This is a genomic window from Luteibacter sp. HA06 (assembly GCF_054061215.1).
The window spans coordinates 3,017,736-3,030,774 of the sequence record NZ_JBSSDZ010000001.1 but is presented as its reverse complement, the minus strand read 5'-3'; the positions used below and the strand labels follow the sequence as shown (position 1 = coordinate 3,030,774).

2 protein-coding genes and 1 pseudogene are annotated in these 13,039 nt (G+C 66.8%); all 3 read right to left on the bottom strand.

All coding sequences use genetic code 11. The features are described from left to right. Nucleotides 1-16: 16 nt before the first annotated feature. A complete protein-coding gene (locus ACVWWJ_RS13875; RefSeq protein WP_456969715.1) occupies nt 17-391 on the bottom strand; it encodes a phosphopantetheine-binding protein in 375 nt (124 codons plus the stop codon). A 375-nt stretch (nt 392-766) separates the two neighbouring features. Beyond that, nucleotides 767-6,357: pseudogene (locus tag ACVWWJ_RS13870) on the bottom strand (amino acid adenylation domain-containing protein); the annotation flags it as partial. Next, on the bottom strand, nt 6,357-12,983 hold the full coding sequence (locus ACVWWJ_RS13865; RefSeq protein ID WP_456968340.1) for an amino acid adenylation domain-containing protein: 6,627 nt from the start codon (nt 12,981-12,983) through the stop codon (nt 6,357-6,359). The gene ACVWWJ_RS13865 and the pseudogene ACVWWJ_RS13870, both read right to left, overlap by 1 nt. Nucleotides 12,984-13,039: the final 56 nt, after the last annotated feature.

Below are 13,039 nucleotides of genomic sequence, written 5' to 3'. Positions count from 1 at the left end.
CCCCGGTGCCGTGTCGTCAACCGCGCCCGATGAGACGACTGAAGAGGCCACGTTTCGACGCGGTCGCTGCAGCTGGCGGCGCCAGTGCAAGATCCGCGGCGAGCGTGCCGAGCGTCCCGTTGGCGATATCGAGAAGGTTGAGTTGCACGCCCGTCAGTTTCTGCACGCGCATGGCCATGTCGACGGCGAGCAGCGAGTGACCGCCGACGTCGAAGAAATTGTCGCTGGTGCGGATGCGGCACATGCCCAGGAGTTCCTGCCACACCGACGCAAGCAGGCGCTCGCTTTCGGTGTGCGGTTCGTTGCTGTTCGGCGTGCCGTTGGCCGAGCGCTGCTCCGCCGGTAACGGTAATGCGGCGATGTCCGGCTCACCGGTTGCCAGCAGCGGCATGGCATCGAGCAAGGTCAGGCTGGCAGGCATGGACCAGGCAGGAAGATGCGCGGCGAGGGCGGCGCGCACGCCGTCCACGTCGGGCTGGCAGCCTGGCGCGGCGACAGCGTAAGCGTCGATGCGCTGGTCGCCCGCATGTCCGGTGCGTGGAACCGCGACGGCGCGGACGATGCCTGGCTGGGCAAGCAGGAGCGTTTCGATGGCGCTCGGTTCGATATCCAGGCCGTGCCGGCGGATGCGCCGGTCATCGCGCTCCAGCACCTGCACCACGCCGTCGGCAAGCCAACGACCCCGGTAGCCTGTCCGGATAAGACGGTCGTCGCCTGGTTGACGGTCGGCCAGCGCGCGGCTGCCGAAAGCCGTGGCAAGGCTGCGACCGGCGATGGATATCTCACCGGTCGCACCGATGGGACACGGCTCGCCGTCGTCGTCGAGCATCCACACTTCATTGTTCGCCAGCGGACGACCTTCGTACAACGCAACCGGGGCAGACAAGGCGTCGCCGAACAGTGTCCACAGGCCCGCCGTGCGTTCGCGGATATGCGCGGCCATCTCCGGGGTGGGCGCACCGCCGATGATGGCGGCATGCAATGGCGCATCGCCCGTCCAGCCGTGGTCGAGCAGGTCGTGCCACGTCTCGGGTGTGGCAATGAAACGGTCGAGGGCCAGCAAGTCCCCGCGGGCGATGTCCTGCGGTTCCTGCACGACCCAGGCAGCGCCGCTGGCGAGGGCAAGCAGGGGCTCGATCGTGGACATGGGATCGGCGGGCAGGGCGTCCCCACCGATGCGCAGGCCGGCGTGGACGTCGAGCGCATTGACCAGGGCTTCGACGGTATTCGTCATGGAGCGATGCGAGAGCGCGGCCCCACGTGCGTTTCCGTCGGCACCTGGCACGTGGAAGGCGATCGCCAGTGCGTCGGGCTCCGGAAAGGCGCCGACGGGCACGTCGTCGAGCTTCACGCCATCGAGTTCGGCGTGATCGGCGTCGAGCCAGAGGGCACATGCGCGCGGCCAGTCCAACGTGGTTTCCAGGGCGATGTCACCGATCAGGACCGTCATCCTTGCATCGGCCACGATGTCGCGCAGGCGCGCGGCGGGGTCGGCGCGATCGAGCAGCAAGGCCGTGCTACCGGTGTGTGCAATCGCGAGAAGTCCGGCGAGGCGGTCGGCGCCGGGGTCGACGCACAGGCCGACCACACTGCCCGGCAGCGCGCCGCGGTCGCGTAGCAGGATGGCCATGCGCAGGGCACGGCTCAGAAGCGTCACGTAGCTCGTGCTGCGTGGCCCGTGGATGACGGCGGTCGCATCGGGCGTTTTCCTCGCCTGTGCTTCCACCATGGCATACAGGTCGAGCGGCATCTGTGCATCACTACCCGTGGCATTCCAGCTGCGCATCTTCTCGCGCTCGGCGGGCGTGGCAGCCGTTAGTGAGCCCACCGAGAGAGACGGGTTGGCGGCGACGCGCTGCATCATGTCCAGGTAGCGTTCGCGCATGAGCCGTGCGGTATTCGCCTGGAGCAGGTCGGCGTTGTAAGTGACGCCACCGACCATGCCGGCGTTGCTTTCCAGGAACCACAACCCGAGGTCTTCCGTGGCGGCGCTCTGGAACAGCAGGATCTGCTCATGGGCCAGACCGCCCCAGTCGACCGAGCGCTGGCGTGCGTCCTGGAAGGAAAAGAGGGCCTGGTACAGGGTGGCGCTCGCACCGTGGCCGACCTTCAACTCACGCTGCAGGTACTCCAGCGGGACGTCCGGATGGCCGAAGGCTTCGATGGCGATCCGCTTCACGTGGCGCACGAACTCGAGGAACGACAGTGCGGGGTCCACGCTCACGTGCAGCGGCAGCAGGTTGTTGAAGTAACCCATGATCGATTCTCGACCTCGGTCTGGTTGCGGCCGCGTACCGGCGTACCGACAACGAGCTCGTGCTGGCCCGCCGAGCTCGACAGCATGGCGTAATACAGCGCGAGAAGGGTCATGTTGAGCGTGGCGTCGGCTTGCCTGGCCACCTCGTGCATCGCGTCGGTATCGTCGCGTGACACGCGGATCCACTCGGTGCGGCCAAGCCCCGACATGCCCGGGCGACGCGGGTGATCGGTCGGTAGCGCGCGCACGTCGCCCATCTGGGCGAGGCGCTCGCGCCAGAAACCAAGCTGCGACTGGAAGGCGGGTGACTCAAGCCAGTGCGAATGCCATTCGGCGAAGTCGCCGTAAGTCACCGGCAGCGCAGCCAGCGGCGAGGGCAGGCCGGCAACAAAAGAGCGATACAGCGCAGAGAGTTCGTTGTAGAGGATGTCGAACGACCAACCGTCCCAGATGATGTGATGCGGCATAAAGAAGAAGGCATGCTCGTCGGCGGACAGGCGGAACATCCGCGCGCTGAAAAGCGGCGCGCTGCCGAGCTCGAACGGCGTGTCGGTGAGTTCCTGCAGGCGCTCCATCAGGCGGGCTTCGCGCTCGGCAGGCGGGAGCTGGGAGAGATCCTCGGCCGGGAAGAGCGGGTATTCCAGCGTCGGTGCGACGATCTGCATGATGTCCTGTCCGACATCGTGAAAGGCCGTGCGCATGCTCGGCTGCCTCTGGATCAGGGCCTGGAAGGCCATGTCGAAGGCATGTTCGTCGAGGCGACCACGCAGGCGGTGCGCCGAGGGCGCGTTATAGGTCACCTGGCCGGGGTGCATCTGTTCCAGGGCCCAAAGACGGCGCTGCATGAGCGACAGCGGCGCCTGGTCCTGCTCGGTGCGATGGTCGATCGGCGCGGTGGCCGGCGCGGTTCCACTGGCGACCTGCGAACCGATCGCTGCAGCGAGCTGTTCGATGGTCGGTGCGTCGAACAGCGTGCGGAACGACAACGTGACCTCGAACTCGCGATTGAGCCGTGCGGTAAGTTGTGCGGCAAGCAGCGAATGACCGCCAAGGGCGAAGAAGTCGTCGCGTACGTCGAGGTCGGGCAGGCTGAGCACGGCTTCCATGGCAGCGGCGACGCGACGCTCGTCGTCGTTGCGTGGCGCCATGCGCTCGCCGGATGTCGCCACGGAATGGGCGATCGGCGGGGGCAGTGCCTTGCGATCGATCTTGCCGTTAGGCAGGAGGGGAATGGCGTCCAGCAGGAGGATGTGTTGCGGAATCATGTAGTCGGGCAGGCGCGAACGCAGCCGGGACCGCAGCGTGTCCTCACTCACGGTTACCCCGTCGCGGGCGACGATATACGCCACCAGGCGCACGTCTCCCGGGCGGTCCTCACGCGCGATGACCACGGCGCGTGCGACTTCCGGTGAATCTGCGAGCACGCTCTCGATCTCGCCGGGCTCGATGCGGTAGCCGCGCACTTTCACCTGAAAGTCGAGGCGGCCAAGGTGCTCGATCATGCCGTTGGCGAGCCAGCGACCGCGGTCGCCCGTGCGATACATGCGCGAGTCCGGCGTCTCCGACCAGGGATCCGGTACGAAGCGTTCGGCCGTGAGTTGCGGGCGATCGAGGTAGCCAAGGGTGACGCCAGCGCCGCCGATATGGATTTCGCCAGGCACGCCGAGCGGACAATGGTTGCCGCGCTCGTCGAGGATGTGCACGGTGGTATTCGCGATGGGGCGACCGATGTAGATGCCCTCGCGCGGATCCGACACGCGCCAGTACGTCGAATACACCGTGGTCTCGGTCGGACCGTAGCCATTCCATACCTCGCCGCAGCGGTCGAGCAGGGCCTCGGCAAGATCGACGGGCAGCGGTTCGCCACCGGACACCGCACGGAAGGCCGGACGGCCCTTCCAGCCCGCATCGACCAGCAAACGCCAGCCAGCCGGCGTGGCCTGCATCATGGTGGCGTCCACGTCCTCGATCAGGCGACGCAACTGGCCGCCATCGCGCACGTCATCGCGACCGGCGACAACGATCTCGGCGCCACTGGTCAGCGGCAGCATCAGCTCCATGAAGGCGATATCGAACGACAGCGTGGTGACGGCGACAAGGCGGTCGTCCGGTGCGATTCCGGGTACGCGCTGCATGCTGGTCAGGAAGTTCGCGGCAGCGCGATGCGGTACGCGCACGCCCTTCGGGCGCCCGGTCGAGCCAGAGGTGAAGATGACATAGGCCACCGAGTCGGGCGTGGCCGCCTTGCGGTTGCGCTCGGGGCGTTCGAACGAGGCGTGCACCACCTCGTCGCTGGTGAGCGACAGCACGCGCGTCGGATCGAACGGGAACGCAAGTGCGGCGTTGTCGTCGACAACCAGCGCGGCCAGCGCAGCGTCTTCGGCCATGAAGGCCAGACGGTCGGCCGGGAAGGCCGGGTCCAGCGGCACATAGCCTGCCCCGGACTTGAGCACGCCGAGCACGGCCGCGACCATGTCCAGGCCGCGTGCCAGCGAAAGGCCGACCAGGTCACCGTGACCGATGCCGCGCTCACGCAAGGCATTGGCGACACGGTTGGAGCGCGACTCCAGCGCCGCGTAGTTCAGCGAGCGGTCGGCGTGGCGGACGGCTGAACGTTCCGGCGCGCGGTCTACCTGCTGCTCGAAGAATTCATGGGCGAGGCGCAGTTCCGGGAACGGCGTCGGCGCCGGTTGCAGGGCCGCCAGCTCGCGATAGACGGCGTCTGAAACGACCGGTAGCGCCACCGCTTCGACGGTCGGATCGAGCACGGCCTGGCGAAGCAACATGGCGTAGGCGTCGAGCCAGCCCTGGATCGTGGCGGCGTCGAACAGGTCGGCGTTGTACTGGCATTCGAGACGCAGGCCGCCATCGACCTGCACCGCGTTGACGAACAGTTCGAAATTCTCGTACGCGCGCGGCACGGCTTCGACGTCGAAGCGCAGGCCGGGGAATGTGACCGTGCTCTCGTCGAGTTGGGCGTCGAGGTTGAACAGCACATTCACCAGCGGCAGGCGCGACGGATCGCGCGTCAGGGACAGGCGGGCAAGCAGACTGCCGAGCGTGTAGCGCTGGTGGTCAAAGGCGTCGAGGAGGTCGTTGCGCACCGTGCCCAGCAGCTGGGCAAACGTGGCCGTGTCATCGACCTGCGTACGCAGCGGGAGGACGTTCACGCAGTGACCGACCAGGGTGTCGAGCCCGTCCGCTGCCTGGCCGGCCGACGGCGTGCCGATGACGACGTCGTTCTGCCCCGCGATACGGCGAAGCAGGACGGCGAAGGCGGTCAGGAGGGTCGCGTAGAAACTCGCGCCCTGCGCAGCACCCATGCGCTTGATCGCGGTGACTTCGGTCGGGTCCAGCGTGCGGTCTTCGCGCCGTGAGGTGAACGACCGACGGCGGGGACGGGAATGGTCCGTGGGGAGGTCCAGTACGGGCACCGGGCCGGCGAACCGGGAGAGCCAGTACTGTTCGTCCTCGCGGGCTGCCCCGGTGCCGGCGTGCGCGGCCTCGGCCAACGCGAAGTTCGAGAACGCGCCCGCGTCTGCCGGGCCGGGGCCCTGGCCGATGCGCTGCGCGTAGAGGGCGGCGAGATCGCGCACGATCACGCCGAACGACCAGCCGTCACAAACGATGTGATGGGCAGCGATGGTAAGCAAGTGGCGGTCGCCGGCCAGGCGGAACAGTTCCGCGCGGACCAGCGGGCCGTGTTCGAGATCGAATGGCGTGGTGACGATACGGTTGAGCGCAGCCATGATCCGCGAGTCGCTCTCGAACGGTGCGAGCAGCGACACATCGTGGAAGGCGATCGGCAGCGTCGTACGCTCGGCGACGAAGAGGCTCTCGCCGTCGCTGCTGAACGTGGCCCGGAGCGCTTCGTGGCGATCGACGATCGCCTGCAGTGCACCTTCCAGAGCCGGCACGTCGAGCAAGCCCTTGAGGTTGATCGAGACCGCTTCGTTGAACGCCAGCGAGGCTTCCGGCTCCAGCCGGGATGCCAGCCACACCTCGCGTTGCGGCTCCGTGGTCGGTACGAGCCGCGTTAACGGCGCACCGGCGAAGGGGTCATAGTCGACCGCTGTGGCGGCGGCCAGCTCGTTCGGCATCATGCGGTGACCCTCAGGTACTTGCCCGGCGCTTCCGGGTTGGGAACGAACCAGGCGGGACGGCCTTCGGGATCTTTGCCCAGGCGTGCGCCGGCTACGGGCGGACGCTCGGCATCGAAGGAAGTCGTGTCGCGGCGGCGCGGCAGGAATTCAGCTTCCTGCATTTCGAGAATCGATTCACGGAACGCGGTGACGATGGCGGCGAAGTCCGCCTCGGCATGCGAGGTGGTGAAGAAGCAGGGAAAGTTGTCGAGGATATGGATACCGCGGCTGCGCATCATGGCGAAGAGCAGGTCCTGCAGCGGGTGGTCCTCGGTAAAGGTCGTCTTCCATACGGAAGCGAAATGCACGATATGGATCGGCGCACCGACGCTGACGCAGAAGGCATTCAGTTCTTCGGCCATCGCCGTAACCTTCGCGTTGAGCGTGGTCTGCAGCTGGCCGCCTTCGTTGGTGAGATGGGTGAGCACCGCGTGCGCCGCGGCAAGCGCGAGCGGATGGCGGACGAATGTGCCGGCAAAATAGGTGACGCCCACGGTTGGCGTGGAATCGTCGCCGAAGTTCCAGTGGCCACCGTCCAGCGCGTCCATGAAGCGACGCTTGCCGGCTATGACACCGATCGGGAAACCACCGCCGACCACCTTGCCGTACGAGGCCATGTCGGCGTCGATCCCAAGCACGGCCTGGGCTCCGCGAGGATGCGCGCGGAAACCGGTAACCACTTCGTCGAAGATGAGCAGTGAACCCGCTTCCTCGGTGATCGCGCGCAGTTCCTGCAGGAACTCGACCGGCTGGAAGTCGGGGCGACGGCTCTGCACCGGCTCGACCAGGACGGCGGCAATCTCGGAAGCGCGCTCGCGGATGATCTGCAGTGACTCGGGCGTGCCGTAGTCGAGCACGAGCACGTGCTCGGAGGTGTTGCGCAGGATGCCCGGTGCTGCCGGCACGGACTTCAGCTTCTTCGTGCCGCGGACGAGCACTTCGTCGAAGATGCCGTGGTACGAACCGGAGAAGATGACCAGGGTGTCGCGACCCGTGACGGTACGTGCGACGCGCACGCAACCCATGACCGCTTCGGAACCGGTGTTGCACAGTGCAGCACGGTCGAACCCGGTGAGGTCGCAGACCTGTTTCGCGACGATGCCGGCCAGCGGATGTTGCGGACCGATCTCGTAGCCGGCGTCGAGCTGCTTGCGCACGGCGTCGAGGACGAAGTCGGGCTGCCAGCCGAACAGGTTCATGCCGAAGCCGTTGAGCGCGTCGACGTAGCTGTTGCCATCGAGATCCCAGACGCGCGGCCCCTTGGAGCGTTCGATCACGATCTGGTAGACGATCTCCTTGAGCAGCGGACGGAAGCCGTTGACGACGCGCGGATCGGCGAGGTGTCCGCGATGTTCTTCGGTATAGACCTTGGAGGTTTTCGTGCGCTCGATGTAGCGGCGCATGAAGGCGTCCAGGCGCGCACGCTGGCGACCGCTGAGCTCGGTCGCACCGTGATGAATCCGGGCAATGGCGCCGAAGGCCTTCTTGACGTCGTAAGTGGTGTGGGCAAGCGCCGCCTCTTCGTCATTCGGCGCGGGGGCCTGGCCCTGCATGGGAGCCTGGCTCCCTGTGGGAGCCAGGCTCTGTGTGGGAGCTGCTTCTGCGGCTCCCACAGAAGCGGTCAATGCAGGAGCGGCGGCTCCCGCCAGCAACGCCAACTGTTCCCGCATGATCTGCATCTGTTGCGCGATCACGTCCTGGACCAGTCCGCCGCCCATGGCCATCGCCATGGGCGCCGCCGCCGCAACCGGAGCGGGGACAGCCGCTGGTGCGGGCGCCGCCGGCTGGGCCTCGGCCGGCAACAGACGATCGATGTGCGCCGCAAGCCGCTCGAACGACGAGCAGCCGTCCATCAGCTCGCGGAAGGTGATCTTCAAGGCGTACGTCTTCTGCAGCTGCAACGCCACCTGGGTGAGCGACAGCGAGTCGAGCCCCAGCTCCACGAAGTTGGCTCCCGGATCGACACCCTCGAGCTCGGTTCCCGAGACATCCTCGAACAGCGCGAGGAGTTCGCCGACGAGGCGCTGCGGGCGGGCGTTGCTGGCGGGGGCGGAAGGCATCGGCATAAGAGGCTCCGGAACGGCGGGAGAGGCAGAAATGGCGGGAACGAGCGGGGCAGCCAGTGGCGTCGCTGCGGCGATCGGGGTCACGGAGGCCGGGAGCCGCGCGTCGATCCAGTGCCGCTTCCGTTCGAAGGGATAGGTGGGCAGGCGCACATGGCGCCGGTTCTCGCGGTGGTCGAAAGCGCTGGTGTCGACGGCGACGCCGGCCGACCACAGGGCACCTGCCGCGCCGAGCAAGGCGGCGCGTTCATCGGCGGGACCGTCGCCGAGGCTGGCGACGATGCTGCGACCGCGGCTTTGCGAGTGCTGGCGGGCAAGCAGGGCAAGACTCGGGCGCGGGCCGACTTCGAGGAAGGCATAGGTGCCCACATCGAGCGCATGCAGAAGCGCGGGCGAGAAACGCACCGCGTGACGCATGTGACGCGTCCAGTAGTCCGGCGAGGTGGCTTCCTCGTCGGTCAGCGGAAGGCCCGTCAGGGTAGAGACGATGCGGATGCGCGGCGCGTGGAGGGCTACCGCGGCCACCTCGGCCCGGAAAGCGTCCAGCACCGGATCCATCATCGCGGAATGGAAGGCGTGCGAGGTGTGCAGGAGGCGGCAGGCAACGCCGTCTGTTTCCAGCGCGATGCGGAAAGCGTCGACTTCGTCGGTCGGGCCCGACACCACGCTGGCATTCGGTGCGTTTTCGGCGGCGAGCGAAAGAGCGCCCGGGAGGCGCGCCTGCAGTTCGGCGGCTCCCAGGCGAACGGAAAGCATCGCGCCGGCAGGCAGGGCCTGCATCAGGCGGCCACGGCGAGCGACAAGCCGCGCGGCATCGGGTAGCGACATCACGCCTGCAAGCACAGCGGCGGCGAACTCGCCGACGCTGTGGCCGATCATGGCAGCGGGTTCGACGCCCAGGCTCGTCCAAAGTCGGGCAAGCGCGTATTCGAGCGCGAAGGTGGCCGGCTGAGTGAGTTCGGTGGCCTTCAACGCATCGGCGTCGGCGGCGAACATGCGGTCGCGCAGATCGAAGCCGAGTTCGTCGCGGAGCGCGCAGGCGACTTCGTCGAGCGCGGCACGAAAGACCGGTTCGGTAGCGTGCAGCTCCCGACCCATGCCGGCGTACTGCGAGCCCTGGCCAGGGAAAAGGAAGACCATCTCCGGCGACGGCATCGTGCAGGTACGGCACATGGCAGCCGCGGCGATGTCGCGCAGCTTGCTCACGGCATCGTTGGTGGACGTGGCGACGACATGCGTGCGCTGGACGAATGCCTTGCGGCCACGGGCGAGGGTCCACGCGGTATCCGCGAGGTTACCGTCCGGATGGGCGGCCAGGTGGTCGGCAAGCCGCGCGGCGGCGTTACCGAGTGCCGTGGGCGTTCTTGCCGAGAGCAGCAGGAGCTGGGCGCCACTGGCGACGTCGGAGGGAGCACGCTCCGGAGCTTCCTCGAGAATGATGTGGGCGTTCGTGCCACCGACACCGAACGAGCTGACGCCGGCGCGCAGCGGGCCGCCGGCCGTCTGCCAGGGACGCAGCGTATCGTTCACCACGAACGGAGAATCGGCGAGGTTGAGGCGCGGATTGGCGGCCTTGAAGTGCAGCGACGGCGGAAGGCGACGCTCGCACAGGGCCAGCGAGGTCTTGATCACGCTTGCGGCGCCGGCGGCCATCACGAGGTGGCCGACGTTGCTCTTCAACGAACCCAGCGCGCAAAAACCCTTGTCCGACGTGCCCTGGCGGAAAGCCTGCGTGAGACCTTCGAGTTCGATCGGGTCGCCCAGCGGCGTGGCCGTGCCGTGCGCCTCGACGTAAGAGATGTCGCGTGGCGATACACCCGCATCGTCGAGCGCCATGGTGATCACGGCCGCCTGGCCGGCCGCATTCGGCGCGGTGAAGCTGGCCTTTATCCCACCGTCATTGTTGACCGCGACACCGCGAATGACCGAGTAGATCGGATCGCCATCGCGCAGCGCATCGGAAAGACGCTTGAGCAGCACCACGGCCGCGCCATCGCTAAATACCGTACCTTGCGCATCGACATCGAAGGTGCGCGTATGGCCATCGGGCGAGAGCATCGAGCCTTCCTGCGCGACGTAACCGCTGTTCGGCGGGCAGGAGATCGAAGAACCACCAGCCAGCGCCATGCTGCAACGACCGGCGCGAAGCGCGTCGAAAGCTTGCGCAATCGCGACCAGGGAGGTCGAGCAAGCGGTGTTGAGGCTGATCGCCGGTCCCGTGAGGTTGAGCTTATGCGCGACGCGCGTGGCCAGGTAGTCCTTTTCGTTACCAAGCATCACCTGGAAAGCACCGAGCTTGTCGATCAGGTCGGGGCGACCGCTGATGTGCTTCTGGAAATACGTTGCGTTGTGCATGCCACCGAAGACGCCGACCGGTGAATCTTGTGCATCGGGAACGTATCCACCGCGCTCGAGACACTCCCAGCACAGTTCGAGGAACAGCCGCTGCTGCGGATCGGTGAGCTCGGCTTCGCGCGGCGACATGCCGAAGAAGCTCGCGTCGAACTGTTCCACGTCGTCGACCACGCCGCGTGCGGCGACATAGCCAGGATCCTCACGGTCAGCCTGGCTCACCGCCGGATCGAGCTCGCCGGGTGCGAAGAACCGGATCGACTCGCGGCCGTTGCACAGATTGTCCCAGAACGTCTCGACGTCCGGCGCGCCCGGAAAGCGACCGGCCATGGCGATGATCGCTACCGGTTCGCCCGCCGACGGCGCGCCGCCAGAGAGGCGTGCTGCCAGGGCCTGACGGGTCGTACGCCCTTCGATCGTGGCGGCGACCGCGGCCGGGGTCGGCTCAGCGAAGAAGCCGACCAGGGAAGGAGTCGGCGACAGTTCCTCATGCACGCGGGTCATGGCGCGCGTTGCAAGAAGAGAGCTGCCGCCGAGGTCGAAAAAGTTGTCGTCGCGGCCAACGATATCCAGGCCGAGCGTCTCGGCAAAGATGCGGCAGAGATGCGCTTCCATCTCACCGCGCGGCGTGACGTAGGGTGCAGCCAGTTCGGGCCGCGTGCTGTTCGGTGCAGGCAGCGCATGACGGTCGAGCTTGCCATTGTCGTTCACCGGCAGCGCGTCGAGGCGCATCCAGGCCACCGGCAGCATGTACTCGGGCAGCGTCAGGGCGAGGGCGTCGCGCAGGCGACGTGCCGTGACATCGCCGCCGTGGCTGACGTAGTAGGCGACAAGGCGCTTTTCACCGGGCGTGTCTTCACGGGCGATAACGGCGGCAGCGACGATCCCGGGAAGCGCACGCAGGGCAAGGTCGATCTCGCCCGTTTCGATACGATAGCCGCGAATCTTCACCTGGCCGTCGACACGGCCGACGAAGGCGAGATTGCCATCCGGCAGCCAATGCACGAGATCGCCCGTGCGGTAGCGGGTCCCGCTAGCGACAAAGCGCTCGGCGGTGAGTTCGGGGCGATTGAGGTAGCCACGTGCGACACCATTGCCGCCGATGTATAGCTCGCCGATATCGCCAGCAGCAACGTCGTTGCCGCTGGCGTCGAGTACATGTAGCGAGGTCTCGCCGATCGGCATGCCAATCGGAATCGCGGCCAGGTCGTCCGGGAGCTCGCGTGGGATGCGATAGGTCGTCGCGAATGTCGTGCATTCAGTCGGACCGTAGCCGTTGATCAACTGGGTAGCCGGCAGCGCGGCATAAGCCTTGCGCACATGCGGTACGGAAAGGGCTTCGCCGCCCGTGAGCACCACGCGCAGACCGGAAAGGTTGCTCGCATCGTCATCGACGATGGCATTGAAGAGGGCGGCCGTCAGCCACGCGATCTCGGCGCCGTGGCGCGCTACGGTACGGGCAATACCGCAGCCGGTGGGAACGCGTTCGCCATACACCACGCACGTGCCGCCATTCAGCAGCGGCGCGAAGATCTCGAAGGTCGACGCGTCGAAGCCCAGCGGTGCGGCGTGTAAAACCTTTGGCGCATCGAAGTCGACATAGTCCGAACGCAGCACCAGCCGAAGGATGGCAGCATGACGAATCTCGACACCCTTCGGCGTCCCCGTCGACCCCGACGTATACATCGCATAAGCAAGGTCAGCCGCCTCCCGCCCCTGTGGGAGCCGCTTCAGCGGCGAAGGGTGCTCGCCAAAACCCGCCTCCACCTCGAAAACCGTGAGCACAGGAATCTCGTCACCCGGAACGTCCAGTCCTTCATCCGCAACAACCGCCGCCACATCCGCATCCCGCAACGCAAACGCAACCCGCTCCTCCGGCCACCGTGTATCGATCGGCAGATAAGCTGCGCCCGCCTTGAGCACACCAAAGATCGCCACGATCGCGTCGACAGACCGTTCCATCAACAAGGCCACATAGCTACCCGGTTCGACGCCCGCAGCCATCAGACCGTTAGCAACACGATCACTGCGTGCATCCAACTCAGCGTAGGTCAGGCTCGACGCGTCAGACGCCAGGGCGATCCGGTCCGGCCAGGCTTTTGCCACGGAAGCGAAACGTCCATGGACGGTGTCGGCGCCACGCAGGCTGCCAGGAAGAGCGTCGTTCATCGTATGGCCTCGTACCCGTTGGGAGAGCGCGAAGGCATAGGCCAAATGGACGAGGC